Origin of the sequence: Chelativorans sp. AA-79, from assembly GCF_029457495.1 — a bacterium.
GTDB lineage: Bacteria > Pseudomonadota > Alphaproteobacteria > Rhizobiales > Rhizobiaceae > Chelativorans.
The window spans coordinates 305660-326126 of sequence record NZ_CP120361.1 but is presented as its reverse complement, the minus strand read 5'-3'; the positions used below and the strand labels follow the sequence as shown (position 1 = coordinate 326126).

General features: G+C 64.7%; 19 protein-coding genes. 6 read left to right on the top strand and 13 right to left on the bottom strand.

Annotated features, from left to right (window positions below):
* The first annotated feature begins 292 nt into the window (after positions 1 to 292).
* From PVE73_RS01630 to PVE73_RS01620, 3 genes are read left to right on the top strand one after another with little or no spacing between them, the layout of a single operon-like run.
* Complete coding sequence (locus PVE73_RS01630) at positions 293 to 1597, top strand: cytochrome c (RefSeq protein WP_277365274.1); 1305 nt, start codon at positions 293 to 295, stop codon at positions 1595 to 1597.
* Between the two features lies 1 nt (position 1598).
* The gene (locus PVE73_RS01625) at positions 1599 to 2090 is read left to right on the top strand and encodes a (2Fe-2S)-binding protein (RefSeq protein ID WP_277365273.1); all 492 of its coding nucleotides are present in this window, start codon (positions 1599 to 1601) and stop codon (positions 2088 to 2090) included.
* A complete protein-coding gene (locus tag PVE73_RS01620; protein WP_277365272.1) occupies positions 2087 to 4336 on the top strand; it encodes a molybdopterin cofactor-binding domain-containing protein in 2250 nt (749 codons plus the stop codon). Before PVE73_RS01625 ends, PVE73_RS01620 begins: the two co-directional genes overlap by 4 nt.
* A 126-nt stretch (positions 4337 to 4462) precedes the next feature.
* On the opposite strand, the gene PVE73_RS01615 is transcribed toward PVE73_RS01620, so the two are convergent.
* Positions 4463 to 4762 (bottom strand): hypothetical protein, encoded by a 300-nt coding sequence (locus PVE73_RS01615; RefSeq protein ID WP_277365271.1) that lies wholly within the window; start codon positions 4760 to 4762, stop codon positions 4463 to 4465.
* A gap of 266 nt (positions 4763 to 5028) precedes the next feature.
* Between PVE73_RS01615 and PVE73_RS01610 the strand changes: the two genes are divergently transcribed.
* A complete protein-coding gene (locus tag PVE73_RS01610) occupies positions 5029 to 5853 on the top strand; it encodes a hypothetical protein (RefSeq protein ID WP_277365270.1) in 825 nt (274 codons plus the stop codon).
* Positions 5854 to 6080: 227 nt separating this feature from the next.
* On the opposite strand, the gene PVE73_RS01605 is transcribed toward PVE73_RS01610, so the two are convergent.
* The 8 genes from PVE73_RS01605 to PVE73_RS01570 form a co-directional block, all read right to left on the bottom strand.
* Positions 6081 to 6680, bottom strand: a complete 600-nt coding sequence (locus PVE73_RS01605) for a YdeI/OmpD-associated family protein (RefSeq protein WP_277365269.1) — start codon at positions 6678 to 6680, stop codon at positions 6081 to 6083.
* A gap of 56 nt (positions 6681 to 6736) precedes the next feature.
* Positions 6737 to 7519: an ABC transporter ATP-binding protein gene (locus tag PVE73_RS01600; RefSeq protein WP_277365268.1), complete on the bottom strand. Its 783-nt coding sequence runs from the start codon at positions 7517 to 7519 to the stop codon at positions 6737 to 6739.
* Entirely contained in the window at positions 7512 to 8318 is an 807-nt protein-coding gene (locus tag PVE73_RS01595) for an ABC transporter ATP-binding protein (RefSeq protein ID WP_277365267.1), read from the bottom strand. Before PVE73_RS01595 ends, PVE73_RS01600 begins: the two co-directional genes overlap by 8 nt.
* A complete protein-coding gene (locus PVE73_RS01590) occupies positions 8315 to 9394 on the bottom strand; it encodes a branched-chain amino acid ABC transporter permease (RefSeq protein ID WP_277365266.1) in 1080 nt (359 codons plus the stop codon). The genes PVE73_RS01595 and PVE73_RS01590 overlap by 4 nt, the downstream gene beginning before the upstream one ends.
* Complete coding sequence (locus PVE73_RS01585) at positions 9387 to 10259, bottom strand: branched-chain amino acid ABC transporter permease (protein ID WP_277365265.1); 873 nt, start codon at positions 10257 to 10259, stop codon at positions 9387 to 9389. The genes PVE73_RS01590 and PVE73_RS01585 overlap by 8 nt, the downstream gene beginning before the upstream one ends.
* A gap of 45 nt (positions 10260 to 10304) precedes the next feature.
* Positions 10305 to 11471, bottom strand: a complete 1167-nt coding sequence (locus PVE73_RS01580; protein ID WP_277365264.1) for an ABC transporter substrate-binding protein — start codon at positions 11469 to 11471, stop codon at positions 10305 to 10307.
* A 54-nt stretch (positions 11472 to 11525) separates the two neighbouring features.
* Entirely contained in the window at positions 11526 to 13379 is a 1854-nt protein-coding gene (locus tag PVE73_RS01575) for a long-chain fatty acid--CoA ligase (RefSeq protein ID WP_277365263.1), read from the bottom strand.
* A 103-nt stretch (positions 13380 to 13482) separates the two neighbouring features.
* Entirely contained in the window at positions 13483 to 14100 is a 618-nt protein-coding gene (locus PVE73_RS01570; RefSeq protein WP_277365262.1) for a TetR/AcrR family transcriptional regulator, read from the bottom strand.
* A 244-nt stretch (positions 14101 to 14344) separates the two neighbouring features.
* Between PVE73_RS01570 and PVE73_RS01565 the strand changes: the two genes are divergently transcribed.
* Positions 14345 to 15796 (top strand): aminomethyl transferase family protein, encoded by a 1452-nt coding sequence (locus tag PVE73_RS01565; protein WP_277365261.1) that lies wholly within the window; start codon positions 14345 to 14347, stop codon positions 15794 to 15796.
* Between the two features lie 33 nt (positions 15797 to 15829).
* The gene (locus PVE73_RS01560) at positions 15830 to 16246 is read left to right on the top strand and encodes a thioesterase family protein (RefSeq protein ID WP_277365260.1); all 417 of its coding nucleotides are present in this window, start codon (positions 15830 to 15832) and stop codon (positions 16244 to 16246) included.
* A gap of 15 nt (positions 16247 to 16261) precedes the next feature.
* Here PVE73_RS01560 and PVE73_RS01555 read toward each other — a convergent pair whose 3' ends face one another.
* The 4 genes from PVE73_RS01555 to PVE73_RS01540 all read right to left on the bottom strand — a co-directional run bounded on the left by PVE73_RS01555 (position 16262) and on the right by PVE73_RS01540 (position 20427).
* Entirely contained in the window at positions 16262 to 17569 is a 1308-nt protein-coding gene (locus PVE73_RS01555; protein ID WP_277365259.1) for a TRAP transporter large permease, read from the bottom strand.
* A complete protein-coding gene (locus tag PVE73_RS01550) occupies positions 17566 to 18114 on the bottom strand; it encodes a TRAP transporter small permease (protein WP_277365258.1) in 549 nt (182 codons plus the stop codon). Before PVE73_RS01550 ends, PVE73_RS01555 begins: the two co-directional genes overlap by 4 nt.
* Positions 18111 to 19154, bottom strand: a complete 1044-nt coding sequence (locus PVE73_RS01545) for a TRAP transporter substrate-binding protein (protein WP_277365257.1) — start codon at positions 19152 to 19154, stop codon at positions 18111 to 18113. The genes PVE73_RS01550 and PVE73_RS01545 overlap by 4 nt, the downstream gene beginning before the upstream one ends.
* Positions 19155 to 19221: 67 nt before the next feature.
* Positions 19222 to 20427, bottom strand: coding sequence for an FAD-dependent monooxygenase (locus PVE73_RS01540; RefSeq protein ID WP_277365256.1), 1206 nt, complete (start codon positions 20425 to 20427; stop codon positions 19222 to 19224).
* Positions 20428 to 20467 lie beyond the last annotated feature (40 nt).

Sequence of the window (20467 nt, the reverse complement as noted above, 5' to 3'; positions counted from 1 at the left end):
GGCGAGTTTCTGCAGTTAGCACTTCCACTGATACCTCTACGGCACCGTTTCCCTGTTTGTCTATTGGGCCGCTGGATAACCGCACCGCGACTGACGTGCTTCCCTCATCGACGAAATCGCCTCATGCCGGGCCAGAAGCGCGACGCGGTGCTCGGTATCCGTGAACCCATCAAGGAGGCGCACGAGCCGGCAGACGTGCCGCCCATCTGGTAACGGAACATTAATACCAGCGAAAAGTTGGAAAACTGGCTTCTCAGGCCTGGAAGAAATCCACGGAGGAGGGAAGGCTTCCATGAAGATTCTCTATGGTGTTGTCGTCGCCGTCCTCGTGCTGGTCGCAGCTGCGGTTGCCTATGCCGTCAGCCCACGCGCGCTGGAGACGGTCGAGCGGCCCGATTCCGAGGGTTTAGACCAGGAGACGGTGGCGCGCGGCGAGGAGCTGGCGATGATCGGCAACTGCGCCGATTGCCACACGGCCGAAGGCGGCGAGCCCTATGCAGGGGGGCGCGCCATCCCCACGCCGCTTGGAACCCTCTACGGCACCAACATCACGCCCGACGAGGAAACGGGCATCGGTGCCTGGTCCGCGGAAGCATTCCAACGGGCCATGTATCGCGGACTCGACCGCGAGGGAAACCATCTCTATCCGGCCTTCCCCTACCACCATTTCACGAAGGCGGCGGAAGAGGACATCGAAGCCATCTACACGTATCTGATGAGCCTTGAGCCGGTACGCAACGAGGCGCCGGCCCACGAGCTGACTTTCCCCTTCAACATCCGGCCGCTGCTCGCCGGCTGGAAGCTGCTCTACCTGGAGAACGAGCGCTTTGCCGGGCTGCCGGACACCGACGAGCAGGTAAATCGTGGCGCCTATCTCGTCCAGGGGCTAGCCCACTGCGGCGGATGCCACACGCCGCGCAACGCCCTGCAGGCGGAAATCGAAGACGAGTTCCTGCAAGGCGAGGTAACCGAGAACTGGTACGCGCCCGCGATCGCCGGAGAGGTGCCGGCGGCGACAAGCTGGGACAAAGAGCAGCTAAACACCTATCTCACCGGCCAATGGACTGAGCGGCACGGCGTAGCCGTCGGGCCTATGGCGCCGGTGGCGCACAATCTTTCGCGCGTGCCTGGGGAGGATGTCGCCGCGATCTCTGCCTACATGGCCACGCTGATCGAAAGCGATACCGGGGCGGAAGCGGAAGCCGAGGAGATCACCGCCGCGGTCGGCGAGGAGCCGGCGGGCGACAATCCCGGCGCGGTTATCTATGCGAGCGCCTGCGCGGGCTGCCACGAGGGCGAGCCGGCGCGGTTCGCGGCTGGCCTGCAGCTCGCTTACAGCACGTCGCTGCGCATCCCCGACCCGCGCAACCTGATCCACATCATCGAACAGGGGGTCCAGCCGCCCGAGGGGCGGCCCGGTCCCTATATGCCCGGCTTTGAGGGGGCGCTGACGCAGGAGCAGATGGTGGCGCTCACCTCCTATCTGCGTGAACGCTTCACCGACCTCGACCCCTGGGAAGACCTGGAGGGCGCCGCGACCGAGATCATGGGCTCTGGCGCGGCACACACCGCCGAAGCCTCGCACACGGAGGAATGAAATGGTCATGCTAAGAGTGAATGGCGGTACCTTCGAAACCGAAACCGATCCGGACACGCCGCTACTCTACGTGCTGCGCAACGAGATGGACCTTTACGGCGCCAAGTTCGGCTGCGGGCTCGGCCAGTGCGGCTCCTGCACCGTGCTGGCCGACGGAACGCCGATTTTCTCTTGCCTCACGCCCATCTCGATGCTCGCCGAGCGCGAGATCACAACTCTTGAAGGTCTCGGCACCATCGACAATCCCGGCCCGGTGCAGCGCGCCTTCATCGAGGAGCAGGCCGCGCAGTGCGGCTATTGCATTCCCGGCATGATCATGCGCGCGCATGCCCTGCTTTCGCACAATGCCACCCCCGACGAGACGGCGATCCGTTCGGCGCTGTCGCCGTCGCTCTGCCGCTGCGGTACGCACATGCGAATCCTGCGCGCCGTCCGCCGCGCTGCAGAAAGCTTCGAGACTCAGGCCTCCGTTGCAGAGGAGGAGACGCAATGAACATGGTCGGCCGAAAGGGCATGTCCCGCCGCACGCTGCTCAAGACGGGGGGTGCCCTGGTCCTTTATTTCTCCTCCTCCCCCGGCCTGCTTCTCGCGCAGGAGGAAGAGGCGGAGGTGGTCGATCAGTCTGGCGAACTCCCCGGAAGCCTTGCGGATTATCCTTATGTCGACTCCTGGATCCGCATCGGCGGTGACGAGAGCATCACCGTCTTCACCGGTAAGGCCGAGCTGGGCCAGGGCATCAAGACTGCGATCACGCAGATCGCGGCGGAGCAGCTTCAGGTCGAATTTCCCCGCATCGAGCTCCATACGGCCGATACCGGCCAGACGCCAAACGAGGGCTATACCGCCGCAAGCCACTCCATGGAGGAGAGCGGCACCGCGATCCTGCACGCCTCGGCCTATCTGCGCCGCATCATGCGCGACCTTGCGGCCCGGGAGCTCGGCATTCCAGCGGAAGAGCTGACGCTGGAAAACGGTGTTTTCATGTCCGGCTCCGGCGAAAGGCTGAGCTACGGCCAGCTTGTCACCGGGCGTTCGCTACACGTGCGCGTGAGCGAGCAAAGGGATTTCCTCGACCCCGGAAGCTACACGATCATGGGCCAATCCGTGCCGCGGGTGGACATTCCCGGCAAGCTCACCGGCCAGCCTTCCTACGTGCACGACCTGACACTGGAACGCATGGTGCATGCGCGCGTGGTGCGTCCGCCCCGTCGCGGCGCCCGCCTCGCCGGATTGGACACATCAGAGGTCGAAAACCTGCCGGGCCTCCTCCAGGTGGTGCGCGACGGCGACTATCTCGGCGTGATCGCCGAACAGGAGTTCCAGGCCATCAGGGCCATGCGCGCGCTGGAAGCGGCCGCAGAGTGGGAGGGCGGTGATCCCCTGCCCTCCGAAACGGAAATCTACGAATACATCCGCCAGCTTCCCTCGGAAGACAACGTGCTCATTGGGGCGGACAGCGCCCCGTCGCCGCCCGCCGGCGCCGCGGTGGTGGAGGCCACCTTCACGCGGCCCTACCAGATGCATGCCTCGATCGGCCCCTCCTGCGCGGTGGGGCTCTACGAGAACGGCCAGCTCACGGTTTGGAGCCACACGCAAGGCGTCTATCCCGACCGCGCGGCGATTGCCGAGATGATGAGAATGGACGAGAATGCCGTCCGTGTCATCCACATGGAGGGCGCGGGCTGCTACGGACACAACGGGGCGGATGACGCGGCGGCCGACGCCGCGCTGCTCGCCCGCGCCTTGCCCGGCCGGCCTGTGCGCCTGCAGTGGATGCGAGAGCACGAGCATGTGTGGGAGCCCTACGGCTCCGCCATGGTGGTGACGGTGCGGGGCTCGGTGTCCGACACCGGCGAAATCACGAGCTGGAACTACGAGGTGTGGAGCAACCCGCACTCGACCAGGCCGGGTCCTGCCGGCAATCTGTTGCCGGCGCAACTCCTCTCGGCGCCCTTCGAGCCGGAGCGGCCCGGCAACATCCCGCAGCCTGCCGGCGGCGCGGACCGCAATTCCGTACCGGGCTACACGATCCCCAACGCCCGCGTGGTCGAGCATTTCATCCGCCAGATGCCGCTGCGCACATCCGCCCTGCGTTCGCTTGGCGCCTACATGAACGTCTTCGCGCTCGAAAGCTTCATGGACGATCTTGCCGCGGCGGCAGGTGTAGACCCGGTGGAGTTCCGTCTGACCCGTCTGGAGGACCCACGCGCCCGCGAGGTCGTCACCGCGGCGGCCGACGCATTCGGTTGGAGCGATTGGGAGCGTGGTCCGGGGCGGGGCCGCGGATTCGCCTATGCACGCTACAAGAACCTCGCCGCCTATTGCGCCGTCGCCATAGAGGCGGAGGTGGAACGCACATCAGGTCGCATCCGGCTCGGTCGGGCCGTCGCAGCTTCCGACAGCGGTCAGGTGGTCAATCCCGACGGCATCCGCAACCAGATCGAGGGTGGGCTGGTGCAGTCGGCGAGTTGGACGCTCTTCGAACAGGTTCATTTCAACGAGGACGGTGTGACCTCCATGGATTGGGCCGGCTACCCTATCCTGCGCTTCCGTTCCGTGCCGGAAAGCGTCGAGGTTCACGTGATCGACCGGCCCGGAGAACCCTTCCTCGGTACCGGCGAGGCTTCGCAAGGGCCGACGGCCGCGGCAATCGCCAACGCCGTCGCAGACGCCACCGGCGTCAGGATTCGCGACCTGCCGCTCCATCCGGAGCGTGTTCGCACTGCTCTACGGAGGTAGTGCTTGCATCGGCGGCTTGCATTGGTCGGTCGTGCCACATGCCCGGCCGGGGCACCAAATCAACGCCCGGTCCGGGTACGACGACCCGTATTCTGCAAAGGAGGAACAAACCGCATGCGCGCGATCTTATTCGGTATCGTAACCCTCGCCGTGACACACGCGGCCGCCATGGCCCAGAATTCCATCCCGGCCTGTCCGGAACAGCAACAGCTCGAGCAGGTTCTGGACAGCAATGGGGGAATCATGCCGGAGGGCTGCCGAAACGTAAACATAAGTGTTTTGGAAACTGATGGCGACAGGCTCTGCCTGGTCGATCTTTCGGGCTCGGGCGAAGGCGTCGTCGAACAGCTGCGGGAAGCGGCAGTCGATCAGCGATGGTGGATGCGCTGCCAGGATATCGAGGAGGCTTTGCGTTAGGCCGAACATGCCCAGATTCCGCGTGCCGCAAGGGAAAGATCTGATACTGACGTGCCGCATCTTCCTGTCATTGCCCACGCGATCCGGCACGAGGCGCTGACGCGCCGGCGCGTCGGATGATCTGCCAGTGTCGCATTTCCTCTATTATAAGCGGTTAGAGTCGTGTTCGCGGATCTGGACTTGCGACGGAGACAAGCCACGGATGACGAGCCTGGCTCTCGTTCTCAGAGTTTGTGTTGCCTTCTTGCTCTGCGGCATCCTGGCGGCTGGCGCCCTTGCCGAGGAGGCAACGCTCAACACCATCTCCTTCACCCTGCCGGATATGGCACTGGGAGCATGAAGAGGGGGCAGGCGGCATCATCCTGCGCAGAGCCTGGCAGCGTGACGAAGCAGCCCGGCGCGACGAGGCCGGAGCCACGCTGATCCAGATCTTTCCGGCCACCGATGCAACCGATTTCGATGCCAGATTCGATCAGCTCTTCGGCATGTTTCCCGAACTGGCCGAAGACGACCCGCTGGTCGACAGCGAGGGCAGAACCGCCCATGGGCACGACATCCGCGTCGAGCTGCGCTGCTGCACGAGGCGGCAGGATGTGACCATCTCCGCCACCCTCGCCGGCATCGCCAAAGGCGGCCTTGGCCAGTACCTCATGCTCATCAAGATGGATCTTCACGACGAGGATTCGGACGCCGCCGAGGATGCCTTTTCCGATATCGTGCGCAGCGTGCGGTTTTCGCCGAACGAGGAGGCTTTCGCGCTCGCCCCGCCTAAAGGGGCGGGTGGCCTCGAAGGCGTATATACCACGCTCGACTCTGCCCTGATGCCCAACGTGTTCGGGGGCGTCGATTTCACTGTCGAGAACCGGGTGCTTGCGCTCGATCCGCGCGGTCTTTTCAGCGCCGTCATCCCGGCCGGAACGATTGCGGAGCATTGTGCCCGCGCGCCCACCGATTGCGGCACCTACAGGCTCGTTGGGGGCGGCCTGCTCTCGTCCGCCGATACCATCGAGATGGCCGAGGTGGCAAACGACTACGGCATTCTCGAAGTCAGCCGGCATGACGGCGGACATTCCGCTTCATCGGGGCTCTCCGTGACATGAACGGCTCACGCGTCGTGCTATCGACGCGTGAGGCTTAAGGGGAACTCGCTAGCCGCCTCCCAGGCGGCCATTCAAACATTGGGCGTTTGCGCCCCGTCATGCTTAGCTTTCACAATGACACCGGAGGCAGCAATCGGCGCTCGCTACCCCCACCAAGGGCGTGATTGCGAAGAACTTCTATCGCCCCTTTGCCTCGGTTTCCGGCTATCACGGCGATGGCTCGAAGCTCATTTCTTTTTCTGCGGATAGATCGTCTCGCCGCGCTTCAGCATCTCGACGAAGGTCTCAATCTTCTTCTTCCGACCGGCCTCCGTCTTCATGTGGTGAACGCGGTAGGCAAGCGCATAGCGGTTCTGTGCGCTCAGCTGCCCAAGCATTTCCCTGGCTTTGGGCTCGGCGTCGATAGCGGCCTGGAGGTCGTCGGGAATGCGCATGTCCCTGCCGCCGGCATAAGCGTGGTCCCAGCGCCCGTCAGCCTTCGCCGCCTCGACATGCCGCAGCCCGTACTCGGTCATCCGGCCCTGCTTCATCAGCCGGACGACATTGTCGACATTGCTCCTGCTCCAGGCGCTCTTTCTGCCGCGCGGCGTGTAGCGCTGGAGAAAGCTCTTGTCGTCGAAATCTTTGCGCACCCCGTCGATCCAGCCCCAGCACAGAACCACGTCGATTGCTTCCTGAGGGGTAATCGACTTGAGCCCAGAACCGAGCTTGTGGATCTTGATCCAAATCTCGTCCTGCTTGTCGTGGTTCTCGCCGAGCCACGCGTAGAAGCTCTCTGCATCCTCGAATTCGCGGATCTTGTCGGGATTTACCTTGATGGGCGCCATCGGTGACTCATGCGAGGCTGATGCTTCCGCTGTCACAGCGAAAATATCCCCGCATGTCACGACGCGGTTGCAGCCTCGTCGGAAATGCCGAGATAAGCGTTGATCACGGCAGGGTCGCTCAGCACCTCATCGGGCGAGCCGACGGCGATGGTGCGGCCGTAGTCGAGCACCTGCAGCCGGTCGGCAAGGTCGGCCACCATCTGCATGTCGTGCTCGATCCAGATCATCGCCAAGCCGAGCTCGTGCTTGATGCGCAGGAGAAAGCGCGCCAGATCCTCCCGCTCGTCGCGGTTGAGCCCGGCGGAAGGCTCGTCGAGCAGCAGGAATTTGGGCTCCATCGCCAGCGCCCGGGCAAAGCCCGCGAGCTTCTGGACGCCGAAGGGAAGGCCGCCGACCGGCGCGTGGCGGTAGCGCTCGAGCTCGACGAACTCGATGATCCGCTCCACGGCCTCCCGGTGTTCGACCTCCTGCCGCCGCACCGAGGGGAGAAACAGCGCCTCGGCGAGCGGGCCGGTGGAAAAGCGTGCATGCCGGCCGGCGAGGAGATTGTCCACCACGCTCATATCGGGGAAGAGCTCTCCATGCTGGAAGGTCCGCGCCAGCCCGGCCCGCGCGATCACATGCGGGGCGAGCCCCGTGATATCGCAGTCCTGAAAACGGATTCGACCCTGGCTCGGGCGGTAGATGCCACTGATGCAGTTGAAGACGCTGGTCTTGCCGGCGCCATTGGGACCGATGAGCGCGAACAGTTCACCCGGCGCAACGCTCAGCGAAACCTGTTCCAGAACCGTCAGCCCGCCGAAGCGCAGGACCAGGCCGGAAACCTCCAGATCAGCCATACCACCTCCGGCTGCGCCGATATTGCTTGACGTCGCGATAGCTTCGCCGGTCGCCCCCCGCATGGCCCAGATAGAACTCCTGTATGTCCGCATGACCGAGCAGGCGCTGGGCGTCGCCATCCAGTACCACCCGGCCGTTCTCCAGCACGTAGCCGTAATCGGCGATCCTGAGCGCCACGCTCGCGCTCTGCTCGACAAGCAGAATACTGATGCCGAGTTCGGCGCGGATCTGGACAAGGCTTTCCGTCAGCTTGCCGACGGCGACCGGCGCCAGGCCGAGGGAAAGCTCGTCGATCAGAAGCAGGTCTGGCCCACACATCAACCCGGAGGCGATCGCCAGCATCTGCCGCTCGCCGCCCGAAAGCAGGCCCGCCACGCGCCGGCGCAACTCGGCAAGGCGCGGGAAGAAGTGATAGACGACCTCCTCCATGGAGCGGCCATCGCCGCCGGCGTGGCGGCGCGGCACGACGGCCAGATTCTCGGCGACCGTCAGGTTGGGGAAGACCTTGTCGCGCTCCGGCACGAGGGCCAGCCCCCGGCGGGTGATCTCGTGCGGCGGGCGGTTCTCGAGATGCGCGCCGCGAAGGAGGATGGTGCCTTCCGTCACCCGCGCGTCGTCGAGGCCGAGAAAGCCGGATATGGCGCGCAGCGTCGTCGTCTTGCCCGCACCGTTGGTGCCGAGCACGGCAACGATCTGCCCCTCCTCCACCTTCAGGCTCACACCCTGGATAGCCGTTATCGCCCGCTGATAGACGACCTCCAGCTTGTCGACGGCAAGGAGCGGCGGCGCTGCCGTCATGGCCGCTCTCCCAGCGCTTTCTGGCGGAAGGGCCAGAGGAGGAAATAATTGCGCACCCTGCGCCAGATGCCGACCAGTCCCTGCGGCTCGAAGACCAGGAAGAGGATCATCACCATGCCGAAGGCGGCATAGTTGACGGCGAAGACGGAGCCTGCGAGACGGTCCGCCCCCGGAAGCGCGGCCATGAGGCCTTCGATCAGATAGGGAAAGAGGGTGACGAAGAGGGCGCCGAGCAGCGCGCCGAGCAGGCTACCCATGCCGCCGATGATGATCATGGCGACATATTGGATCGTCAGATAGAGTGAAAAGGCCTCGATCGACACGAAACCACGGTAATAGGCAAAGAGCGCGCCGGCGACCGCCGTCATCGCCGAGGTGATGACGAAGGCAAGCAGCTTGTAGCGGGCGATGCCGATGCCGAGCGCCTCAGCCACCGTCTCGTTGGAACGGATCGCACGCCAGGCGCGGCCGGAGCGCGAACGCATCAGGTTGATGCAGACGAGGAGCGCAAGTCCCACCGTGGCCAGCAGCACGAAATACCAGACGCGCGGCGCATAGATCTCGTAGCCGAATACCACAGGCGGGTCGATGAGGATGCCGGTCGAGAAGCCGCGCCGCGTCTCGTACTCGCCGCCGAGATAGACGACGAGAAAATGCAGTGCCAAGGTGGAAACGGCCAGATAGAGCCCGCGCAGGCGAAGCGACGGCAGGCCGAACACGACGCCCAGCAGCGCGCCGGCGAAGGCGGCGGCCGGCAGCGCCACCCAGAAAGGCGCGGCAAGCTCCTTGTAGAGGATGCCGGTGGTAAAGGCGCCGGCGGCAAGCAGGCCGGCATGGCCGAGGCTGATCTGGCCGGCAATGCCCGTGAGCAGCATGAGCGCAAGCGCGCCGATGGCGGCCAGAAACACCTGGGTCGCCAGATCGACATAGAAAGGCGAAGCGAGAAAGGGAAAGCCCACGAGGAGGAGAGTGAAGGCAGCGGTCGATGCTTTCGCGAAACGGGTCTCGACCAGGCGGAACTCGTCCGCATAGGAACGGCGGAAATGGCCGCTCGCCGACGGCAGGGGCTTAGACACGGTCGAGTTCCTCGCGCGTCCCGAACAGACCCCATGGCCGGATCACCAGCATCGCGATCAAAATGACGAAGGGCACCACGTCCGCCAGCAGCGGATCGACGAAACGGATAACGCCGACCTCGGCGGCGGCGATGATGAGCGCACCCACAAGCGCGCCCGCCAGGCTGTCGAGCCCGCCGACGAGGGCTGCGGGAAACGCCTTCAGCCCGATCATCACCATGGTGCTGTCGAGCCCCGAATCGAGCGCGATCAGGACGCCCGCCAGCGCGCCGGTGAAGGTGGAGAGTCCCCAGGCGAGGGCGAAGACGGCATGCAGGTTAATGCCGCGCTGGGCTGCCAGAAGCGGATCCTGTCCGGCCGCCCGCATGCGCATGCCCCAGCGGCCGAAGCGTAGGAACAGGAAGAGCCCGCCATAGACGATGACGGTCGCCACGATCAGGAGCGCGGCGTAGAGCGAGATACGCGCATCGCCCGGAAGCGTGATGACGGGGTTCTCCCAGCCGAGCATCGCCCGCGGATGGTAATGCTGGGCCGACCAGATGAGAATGATCGCGCCGCGGATCAATATGCCCAGCGCCACGGTCGTCAGCACCGCCGCAAGCACCATCTCGCCCGTCATGCGCCGCATGAGGAAGAGATAGACCATGCCGCCCACGGCAAGGCTGAGCAGGGCCGCGACCACGACCGCTACGACCGGGCTCATGGAAAAGACCGAGGCCGTTGCCGCCAGCATGTAGGCGCCGAGCATCATCAGCTCGCCATGGGCGAGATTGAGCACCCGGCTCACCCGGTAAATGAGCACATAGCCGCAGGCGATCAGCGCGTAGATCGCCGCGAGCACAAGGATATTGACTACAAACTGCAAGGGAGCCCGCCCAATCGCTTCGTTTCTTCCGTGGCAAGGTTGGGACTATTCGACCGAATAGGTCGTCCAGCCTGACACCGTCTCGATGCTGCCGTTTTCGGTATTCCAGCGATAGACCTTGTAGTGCTGCTCGGTGCGGAAGTGGTTCTCCTCCGTCCATTCGAGCGGGCCGCCGCGCAGACCCTCGGTATCGACGCTCAAACCCGACATGGCCTCGCGCACGGAATCTGCGGAAGCCGGATCCTCCGCCGAAGCAAGCGCCGCCTCGATCACCATGCCGGCGATCCATCCCTCGGTCATCTGATTGGCCGGATACTCGGCTCCTGCCGCCTTTGCCGCATCGGCGATCTCCTGCATCACCGGCAGGTCTTCGGCAAAGAGCGCGTTCGCGCCCAGGATGTAGAAGCCGGGATCCTTCACCCGCTCCAGCTCGCTCTCGGCCTCCAGATGGGCCCAAGCCAGGTATTGGCCCTCCCAGCCGAGCCGGCGCAGCGCCTCGAAGGTCTTGATCTGCGATCCCCAAGGGGCCCAGGACCAGACCCATTCGGCGCCGGCGCTGTTGATGTTGCTGGCAAAGGGCGAATAGTCCGGGGCAGGCGGCGGGGTGATCTCCTTGGCCACCGGCGTCATGCCCATTCCCTCCGCCAGACCCTCGGCATAATCGATCTCGCCACGCGACACGGGAATGGCCATGGCCTGGAAGCCGATCTTCACGTCGGTGCCGGCCGTCTCCTCGATGAAGTCGAGTGCTGCACGGCTGTCATATTCGGTGCCAAAGGCAGTGGCGCAGAAGAGGTTCGGGTCGGCCGGCGGGAAGACCTCCGGCGGGCAGGCCGCAGCGGTGAAGAGAAGCGGCACGCCCGCCCGCTTCGCCTCGGCGATCACCGGCGCATAGGTTGAGGAGAGGCTCGCATTCAGGAGCATCACCACGCCATCCTGCGTCAGGAAGCGCTTGGCGTTGGCCGCCGCCCGCGAGGGCTCCGCGCCATCGTCCTGAAGCAGGAGCTCGATCTGTCTGCCGTCGATTCCGCCGGCCTCGTTGACCCTGTCGATGTAGATCCGCAGGCCTTCCACGGCCGGCGCATAGGTGCCGGCGACGGGCCCGGTCAACGCGCCGGTAAGCCCGATCTTCAGCGCTTCCTGCGCATGGGCCCATGGCGCGGCGAGCGCCGTTGCCAGCCCGACGAGCATGCTCCACTTCATCGTCTTCATTGTCGTTCCTCCCTGTCGCAGCGGCTTGACGTCCGCGCGTTCACTCCAAGCAAATCAGCCGGCGCCCACGGCAGCGGCGACCAGCCGCTCCTCCCGGTCGTCGTACATCTCGTCAACGAGCGGCTTGAATCTCTCATACATCAGCGTGCGCTTGACCTTTCGCGTCGGCGTCACCGGCTCGCCGTCCTCCTCCGGGTCCAGCATTTTGGGCAGGATGCGGAAAGCCTTGATCTGCTCCACCCGCGCCAGTTTCTCGTTGCCGCGCGCGATCTCGGCCTGGATCAATTCGCGCGTGCGCGGGTTCTCGGCGAGATTGGTGAAGCCGGAATAGGCCACATCGTTGGCGCGGGCCCAGTCGGCCACCATGTCGAAATCGATTTCCACCAGCGCGGTGAGATATTTGCGGCCGTGGCCGAAGACAACGACTTCGCTCAGATAGGGGCTCGCCCGCATCACGTTCTCGATATAGGCGGGCGATATGGTCTTGCCGCCGGAGGTGACGATGAAGTCGCGCGCCCGGTCGATCAGGCGCAGGCTGCCGTCCTCCCAGGTGCCGATATCGCCTGTGCGCAGCCAGCCGTCTTCCGCGAAGGCGCCTTTCGTGGCTTCCTCGTTGTTCCAGTAGCCTTCGAAGAGATCGGGGCTCCGCACGTGAATTTCGCCGTCCTCCGCCAGCCGCACCTCCCAGCCGGCGGGAACGCTGCCCACGGTACCCGGCTTCGCATAGGGACCCTGCTGGCCGGCCACGATGCCGCCCGCCGTTTCGGTCTGGCCGTACATTTCAAGCACGTTGATGCCGTAGATCTGCCACAGCGCCGCCGTCTCGCCGGGCAGCGGCGCGCCCCCGGAGATGACGAGCTCCAGCCGGTCGAAGCCGAGCTTGTTGAGGATGGGGCGGAAAACCGCCGCCCAGGCGGCGGCGAAGGCGGTATTGTCGATTGCCGGGCGCCTGCCCTCCCACCGGGCGACCCGCATGGCGAACTCGTAGGCCGTGCGCTTGATGCCGGTGGAATTCGAGATGCCGATCAGGATCTGCGAGGCGAATTTCTGCAGATAGCGCGGGACGGTGAAGAGCACCGTCGGCGCGACCTCGAAGAAGGTGGTCGAAAGGTCCTCGAGATCTTCGCCGTAGTGCGGCACGAGGCGCGAGAAGAGCGGCATGGTGACGGCGATGTCCCGGCCGAGTACATGGCAGAGCGGCAGGAAGACGACCGTGCGCTGCTCCTTCTCGGTCAGCATCGGATAATGGGTGACGATGTTGTAGGTCGCGGCCAGATGCTTGCCATGGGCGATCACCGCGCCTTTGGGCGCGCCCGTCGTGCCGGACGTATAGACGATGAAGGCGGGCGCGGCGGGATCGAGTTTCGAGGACTGCTCTTCCAACCAATCGAGGCCCGCCGATTCCGCTTCCACAATCCGCTGATAGGTGAGGAGACGCGGGTCGTCATAGGCGAAGAGAGCGGTATCATCTATGACGACGATGTGGCGCAGCGCCGTCAGCCGGTCGGCGACGGCGAGGATCTTGTCGACATATTCTTGGTCCTCGGAGACGAAGAGCGCCGCACCGCCGTCGCGCATCTGGTATTCGAGTTCCTCGGCCGAGGCGGTCGGGTAGATGCCGTAGGTCACGCAGCCAATCGCCTGGGCGGCAAGATCGGCGATCACCCATTCCTCGCAAGGATCCCCCATGATGGCGACGCGGTCGCCCGGTTCCAGCCCCAGCTTGCGGAAGGCGGCAGCACAGCGGGCGACGGCCGTGGCATAGCCGGCCCAACTCCGCTCGCGATAGATGCCGCGGCGCTTCGCGCGGAAGGCGACGCCGTCCGGCTCGGCCCTGGCGCGCTCGCACAGCAGCGTCGGCGCCGTGGTGCGGCGAAGCCTTTCATACTCGGCCAAATGCGCGTGCATCCATCGCCCCCGATCCACGGGTTCTGTCGGTGTCCGAGGCTGCACCATAGCCGATCGGACTGCAAAATTCTATAGATCTATAAAAATTTTGCCCTCCGCAGCCTCAGCCATCCGAGACGGCGCCCTTGAGGACGAGGTCGGACAGGGTTTCGGCGATGTGGTCGAGCGTCGCGCTCTCGCGGTGATGCCAGATCGCCACCGAATTCATCATGCCAAGCATGGCGAGTGCCGTAAGCCGCGGATTAAGATCGCTGCGGAATTCACCGCTGCGCATGCCCTCACGGATCACTCGCTCGAAGATGGCCTCGAGCCGCCGCGACAGGCGCCCGATGCGGCGCCGGCTCTCGCGCGGCAGCCATTTGCGCTCGTTCAGGAAGGTGAGCATGTAGTCGGCGCGGTCGCCGAGCGGGGTTATGTGGGCGGCGAGGAGCGCGCGCAGCTTTTCCTCCGCGGAGCTGCCGTTCTTGAGGATCGCTTCGGCGGCTTCCACAAAGCCCGCGGTGCCCCGGGCGCAAACCTCCTCGAGCGCGGCCTCCTTGGATTCGAAATAGTAGTAGAGGCTAGCCTGGCGCATGCCCAGAAGATCGGCGATATCCTGGGTCGAAGCGCCGTGATAGCCGCGCTCGGCAAAGACGCGCGCGGCCGCATCGACGATTTCCTTACGGCGCTTTCGGACGGGCCGGCCGGCTGGCTTCTTGGTCGATTGGACCTCTCGTGACATGGTTTCTCCACCGCCTCCGGCCGAATCCCGCAACGCCGCTGTTGTACGCAGCAAGGACGGCGATGGAAAGCACAGGGGAGGACCGTCCCGCACCTGCATTTGGCGCGCGTCGTCCGCCTGCGCGTTTGGAGACAAGCCTGCGGTCCGGCCATACCCCCCGATCATCCCCCATTGTCATTTCTTCTATAGGTTTATAGAATGAATGTGAATTTGGCGAGCGACAATTCTTCCGAAAGGCAGTCCGATGGCCAGCAATGCACAAGAGCCGCAATCCCTGAGCGACCTGATCGAGAAGGTCCCGAGCATCGTGGATCATTTGTTCAGAAACCCGCCGAAGAACGCGCTGACGATCTTCACGCAGATGATGCCGGGCGATGCGGTGCGGCCGGAATTCACGACCTGGCGGGACGAGCAGCGGGCCTGGCGCGAAACCGTCGCCCTGCACGACCAGAGCTTCCACATGGACAGCCTGCATCTAAAGGGGCCCGGCGCGCTCGATCTCTGCCAGTACCTTGCCGTCAATTCCTTCCGGACATTCGAGGTGGGGGCGGCGAAACAGCTTCTCGCCTGCTCGCCGGAGGGTCACGTGATCGGCGACGCCATCCTCTATCGGCTGGAGGAGGAACATTTCATTGTCGTAGGCAACCCCGCCACGACCGACTGGGTGCGCTTCAACGCCGAGACGCTCGGCTACGATGTGGAAGCCGAGCTCGACCCGATGTGGGCGCTCAACAAGGCGAAAAAGCGCAATTTCTACCGCTATCAGGTGGAGGGGCCGAGAGCTTGGGATCTCCTGGAAAAGCTGCACGGTGGACCGCTGCCGGAGATAAAGTTCTTCAAGTCCGACATCATCGACATCGCCGGCTGCAGGGTGCGCGGCATGCGCCACACCATGGGCGGCGTGCCGGGGCTTGAGCTCTCCGGCCCCTGGGAGGACCGCAAGACGGTCAAGAACGCGCTGGTGGCGGCCGGCCGGGAGTTCGGCTTGCGGCAGATCGGCTCCATCGGCTATTTCACCACCGTCATCGAATCGGGCTGGTGGGCCGTGCCGGTCTCCGCCGTCTATACGAGCCCGGAATTGAAGCCCTATCGGGACTGGCTCACGGCGAAGAACGCCGTGATGCGCATGTCGCTCGGCGGCAGCTTCTATTCGCCGGATATCGAGGACTACTATCTCACGCCCTACGACCTCAACTACGGCCATCTCGTAAAGTTCGACCACGACTATGTCGGCCGCGCCGCACTGGAGCGCATGAAGGACGCGCCGCACCGGAAAAAGGTGACACTGGTGTGGAACGCCGAGGACGTGCTGGAAATCATGCAGAGCCAGTTCGAGACGGGCAGTGCCAATCCGCTGCCGATCACCATGCCGCTGGCGGCCTGCGCGCGCATGCATTACGACCGGGTGACGGACAAGGCGGGCAGGACGATCGGGCTCGCCACCTATCCGACCTATACGGCAAACGAACGGGCGATGATGTCGCTGTGCAGCATAGAACCGGAATTCGCCGAATACGGCACGGAAGTCGTCCTTCACTGGGGCGAGGATGGTGGCGGGGCGCGCAGCGCCGGCAATGTCGAGCCGCACGACCAGGTGAGGATCCGCGCCATCGTCGCCCCCTGCCCGATCAGCCAGGCGGCGCAGTCCTACCGCAGCGAGATCGGCGTGAAGCGCGGATCGCTGGAGGGAGTGTAATGGCGAGGATCGTCAACGAATGCGAGCGGACAGATGCTTACCAACACGCTTGAGCGGCGCATCGAATGGGGCGATTGCGATCCGGCGGGGATCGTCTTCAACCCCAACTACTTCTCCTTTTTCGACCACTGCACCACCATGCTTTACGAGGCGGCTGGCTGGCCGAAGCAGATCATGGTGGAAAAGTTCGGCATCGCCGGCTGTCCGCTGGTCGAGACCCGGGCCAAGTTTCTGGCGCCCTGCAGCTTCGGCGACGAGGTGAGCATCACCAGCACGGTGGCTGACATCCGCAACTCGAGCTTCGACGTTAAGCACGAGTTATCGAAGGCCGGCAGGCTTTGCGTGGAAGGCTTCGAGACGCGGGTGTGGACCCGCAAGGACCCCGACACCGGCCGGCTCAAATCCTCGCCGTTGCCGCCGGAGGTCGTGGCGCGCTTCCGCGGGGAATGAGGCCCGCTCCCTGCCTCACATCCACCACAGCGCCAGCGCCGGGAAGAGGATGATGAGCGCGACACGCACTATGTCGCTCGCCAGGAACGGGACGACCCCGCGGAAGGTCTGGGTGATCGGGATGTCGCGCGCCAGCGAGTTGATGACATAAGCGTTGAGTCCCACCGGCGGCGTGATCAGGCCCATCTCGACCAAAGTGAGCGCCAGAATGCCGAACCAGATGGCAAAGCCGTCCGGCGACAGGCCGAAGTCGAGCGTCGACAGCACCGGATAGAAAACCGGAATAGTGATCAGGATCATGGACAGGCTGTCCATGACGCATCCGCCGACGAGATAAAAGAGCAGGATTGCGAGCAGCACCAGATAGGGCGAGATCTGCGCATCGCCAAGCGCCTCGGTGAACATGCGCGTCAGCCCGGAGACGGTGATGAAAGAGCCGTAGAGTTCGGCGGCTATCAGGATCAGGAAGATCATGGCCGTCGTGCGCGCGGTCTCGAGCAGGCTCGCCACCAGTCTGCTGCCGTCCATCTCGCCGCGCATGAAGGCAGCCACCGCGACCAGGAAGACGCCGATCGCGCCAGCCTCCGTAGGCGTAAAGACCCCGAGATAGATGCCGCCGATCACGGCAAGGAAGATCAGAACCACCGGCCACACGTCGTTGACGACGCGCAGTCGGCTGGCCCAGCCCACGCGCGGCGCCAGCGGCGCGCTTTCGGGATCGACGGCGACGAAGATGCGCACCGTGATCACATAGCCGATGACGGCCAGGATGCCCGGAACCAGCGCGGCCAGGAAAAGCGCGCCGATCGATTGCTCGGTCAGGATCGCGTAGATCACCAGGATCACCGAGGGCGGAATAAGGATGCCCAGCGTGCCGCCGGCGGCGAGCGAGCCGGTGGAAAGCACGCCCGAATAGCCGTAGCGGCGCATCTCGGGCAGCGCCACGCTGCCCATGGTCGCGCCTGTGGCAACGGAAGAGCCGGAGATCGCGCCGAAGGCCCCGCAGCCGATGATGGAGGCGATGGCGAGCCCGCCCGGCCTGTGGCCGACCCAGGAGCGGATTCCGTTGAACAGCGATTTGCCGAAGCCGCCGTGCAGCGCCACCTGGCCCATCAGCACGAAGAGCGGAATGACGGTCAGGCTGTAGTGGGAGACGCGGCTCCAGACCATGTTGTTGAGCAGGTTGAAGAGCGCGTTGGAGCTCGTCAGAATGCCGAAGCCGAGCGCGCCGGTGACGAACATGGCCACGCCCACATGCATGCGGGCGACGATCAGGCCGATCATGGCTGCAAAGAGCAGGAGCGCTAAGACGGGACCGCTCATGATGCGTGTGCACCTTGCATGCGCCGGAAGGAATCATAGCCCCGCCAGAGGCAGACCACGACGAGGAGTGCCATGGCGAAGGCGCCGGGCACATAGCCCCACCACAGCGGAATGCCGAGATGCATATAGCTCTGGCCGTCGGCCAGCCGCTTTAGCCCACCAATCACCAAGCGCCAACCAATCAGCGCCGCCACGCCGACAAAGGCCACCTCGCTTACGAGGTCGAGGAAATGGCGCCAGCGCTCCGGCAGGGACATGGTGAAGAACTCCGCCTTGATATTGGCGCGGGTCATCTCGCAAAACGGGAAGAACAGAAGAATGGCGATACCGCAGCCGAACTCGGTGATCTCGTAGTCGCCAGGAACAGGCAAGGAGAATAGATACCGACCGGCCACGCTCGCCGTCGTCACCACGACCACCCCGAGCAGGATCAAGCCGCCGCAGCCGGCAAAGAACCGGCTGACGGCAAGCAGGCCGAGCGCGAAGCCGCTGGTGGCTCCGGCCTGCTCCTCCGGGCTCCGGGCGCCGTATCCCTCCGTGCTCATTGCGACGCCTCTGCCGCGTGTTTGTCGATCAGCTCACGGGCGCGGTCGAGCATCTCGCGTGCCGGCAGGCCCTTGGCCTCGACGCTCTTCGCCCAGGCGTCGATCACAGGCTGGGCCGTTTCCTTCCAAACTTCGAGCTCAGCTTGGTCCAGGGTCACGACCTCGACACCTGCATCGATCGCGCGCTGGCGCACGGCCCGCTCGTCCTCGTCCCAGATGGCGCCGGCGCGCTTGGCAAGCTCGATATCGGTGTTCTCAGCGAGGATCTGCTTCAGATCGTCGGGCAGGGATTCGTAGGCATCCTTGTTCATGAAGAGGGCGAAGGTGGAGGCGAGCACGCCAAGCTCGGTGGCATGGCCCGTAACCTCGTAGATGCGTGTCGGCCCCATGATCGTCCAGGGCAGAAGCGTGCCTTCGACAACACCGCGCGAGAGCGCCTCGTAAACCTGCGGCACGGGCATACCGACGGGAACGGCATTCCAGGCCTCGATGGTCTCCACGCCGACGCTGGAAGGCGCACGCACCTTCATGCCTTGGATGTCGGCGAGCTCGTCAACCGTCGTGTTGACGGTGTAGAGATTGCCGGGGGCGGTCGTGTGCAGCAGCAGCACCTTCACGTCGGACCACTCATCCTGCAGATATTCGTCATAGAATTCCATCAGGGCGGGGCTGGTCGCCTCGGCCGAACCGGCGATGAAGGGAAGCTCGAACATCTCGGTAAGCGGGAAGAGGCCGGCCGTATAACCCGGCAGAGTCCAGCCGAGGTCGACCACACCGTCGCGCACCTGCGAATAGATGTCGCTCGCGGTCCCGCCGAGTTGCAGCGCGGGGTAGATTTCGATCTTGATGCGCCCGTCGGAAGCCTCTTCGATCCGCTCGGCCCATGGTTGCAGAAGTGCCCGGTGGCCAATCGCTTGTGGCGGCAGATGGTGCGTCATGCGAAAGGTGAATTCCTGGGCGACGGCCGGCAGGGCCAGCAGCGCGCCGACCGTCGACAAGGCCACGGCCGCGCCCAGTCTTTTCAGTCGATCGTAGATCATCTTCTCCTCCTCTGTGCCCGACGTTCCGTATGGCGCATCGTCTGCCGGCCCGCAGGCGCGGCGGCAATCATGTCGGCAGGGCGAGCCTCGCGGTTTCTCCGACCGTGGCCCTCTCGGCCAGCGGCACCACGTCATAGTCATAGACGGACCTGCGGAAGGCAGCATGGGCGACGATCTCCGCATCCCGGACGCCAAGATCCGAATAGGCGGAATCGTAACGTAGGCCGTTTTGCCGCGCACCACGCTGGATTTCGGCGACACGCTCCCGCCGCAGCCCTTCATAGATGCGAAGGGCTGCCGGCAAGGTTTCCCGACGGGCCCCGGACAGAATCGTCGCAAGCGCGATGCCATCTTCCATCGCCTGATTGGCACCCTGGCCCAGATGCGGCAGCATCGGATGGGCGGCGTCGCCCAGGAGGGTCAGCCGCCCCCTGGTCCAGATGGGCAGCGGATCACGGTCGTAGAGCGCCCAGCGGAAGGTGTGCTCCACCTGGGCGAGCAGGTGCTCGATCCGCTCGTCCCAGCCGGCAAATTCGGCGCGCAGCTTCTCCGGGTCTCCAGGCGCGGACCAGGATTCCTTCAGCACCTCGTCCGCCGGAACGAAGCCGACATAATTGATGAGCTTGCCCGAGCGGAGGGGAAAGACCAGAAAATGCTTCTTCTGTCCGAGCCACATCTGCCAGGCATCGGTCGGCCAGTCCGGCACGCGCTCGTGCAGGATCGTGCCGCGATAGGCTCCGGAACCGGAGAAGACGGGCTCTGACGGCGGCGTCACATGGGGGCGGAGGACGGAATGGATACCGTCGGCGGCGATCACCACGTCCGCCTCGGCGACGGCACCATTGGAAAAATACACCCGGGCGACGGTTCCGTCCTGCTCGATCCCGGTACAGCAATGGCCCGTTTTGACGATGCCCTCCGGCAAGGGTTCCGCAAGGATGTCCACCAGGTCGGCGCGGTGCATGCCGAAGGTGGCGTTCCAGCCGGAGGAATCGGTGACCTGGACCGGGGCAATCTCGGTGCCGTCGTGCCGGTAATAGCGGGAAGCGGCACCCACCAGGGCGCCGCGTCGCCGCACGGCTTCCCCGAGGCCGAGACGGTCGAGCTGGCGGACGCTGTTCGGGGTGAGGAAGACGCCGGCTCCGATCTCGCCGAGCTCCGGCGCCTGTTCGAAGACGGTGACCTCCAGCCCCTGGCGCAAAAGCGCATTGGCGGTGAAGAGGCCGCCGATTCCGCCACCGACTATGGCTGCGCGAACCGGTCCTTCGGACATCCTATTCCTCCTCCCTTTCGCTCAATGGACCTACGGGTCC

Bases quoted from the DNA above. Each gene is read 5' to 3' on its own strand.
- PVE73_RS01580 (WP_277365264.1), bottom strand. From the start codon at position 11,471: ATGAAGACGATGAAGTGGAGCATGCTCGTCGGGCTGGCAACGGCGCTC.
- PVE73_RS01605 (WP_277365269.1), bottom strand. From the start codon at position 6,680: ATGGCGCCCATCAAGGTAAATCCCGACAAGATCCGCGAATTCGAGGAT.
- PVE73_RS01560 (WP_277365260.1), top strand. From the start codon at position 15,830: ATGCTTACCAACACGCTTGAGCGGCGCATCGAATGGGGCGATTGCGAT.
- PVE73_RS01540 (WP_277365256.1), bottom strand. From the start codon at position 20,427: ATGTCCGAAGGACCGGTTCGCGCAGCCATAGTCGGTGGCGGAATCGGC.
- PVE73_RS01575 (WP_277365263.1), bottom strand. From the start codon at position 13,379: ATGCACGCGCATTTGGCCGAGTATGAAAGGCTTCGCCGCACCACGGCG.
- PVE73_RS01600 (WP_277365268.1), bottom strand. From the start codon at position 7,519: ATGGCTGATCTGGAGGTTTCCGGCCTGGTCCTGCGCTTCGGCGGGCTG.
- PVE73_RS01620 (WP_277365272.1), top strand. From the start codon at position 2,087: ATGAACATGGTCGGCCGAAAGGGCATGTCCCGCCGCACGCTGCTCAAG.
- PVE73_RS01630 (WP_277365274.1), top strand. From the start codon at position 293: ATGAAGATTCTCTATGGTGTTGTCGTCGCCGTCCTCGTGCTGGTCGCA.
- PVE73_RS01550 (WP_277365258.1), bottom strand. From the start codon at position 18,114: ATGAGCACGGAGGGATACGGCGCCCGGAGCCCGGAGGAGCAGGCCGGA.
- PVE73_RS01570 (WP_277365262.1), bottom strand. From the start codon at position 14,100: ATGTCACGAGAGGTCCAATCGACCAAGAAGCCAGCCGGCCGGCCCGTC.
- PVE73_RS01615 (WP_277365271.1), bottom strand. From the start codon at position 4,762: ATGTTCGGCCTAACGCAAAGCCTCCTCGATATCCTGGCAGCGCATCCA.
- PVE73_RS01545 (WP_277365257.1), bottom strand. From the start codon at position 19,154: ATGATCTACGATCGACTGAAAAGACTGGGCGCGGCCGTGGCCTTGTCG.
- PVE73_RS01555 (WP_277365259.1), bottom strand. From the start codon at position 17,569: ATGAGCGGTCCCGTCTTAGCGCTCCTGCTCTTTGCAGCCATGATCGGC.
- PVE73_RS01565 (WP_277365261.1), top strand. From the start codon at position 14,345: ATGGCCAGCAATGCACAAGAGCCGCAATCCCTGAGCGACCTGATCGAG.
- PVE73_RS01625 (WP_277365273.1), top strand. From the start codon at position 1,599: ATGGTCATGCTAAGAGTGAATGGCGGTACCTTCGAAACCGAAACCGAT.
- PVE73_RS01595 (WP_277365267.1), bottom strand. From the start codon at position 8,318: ATGACGGCAGCGCCGCCGCTCCTTGCCGTCGACAAGCTGGAGGTCGTC.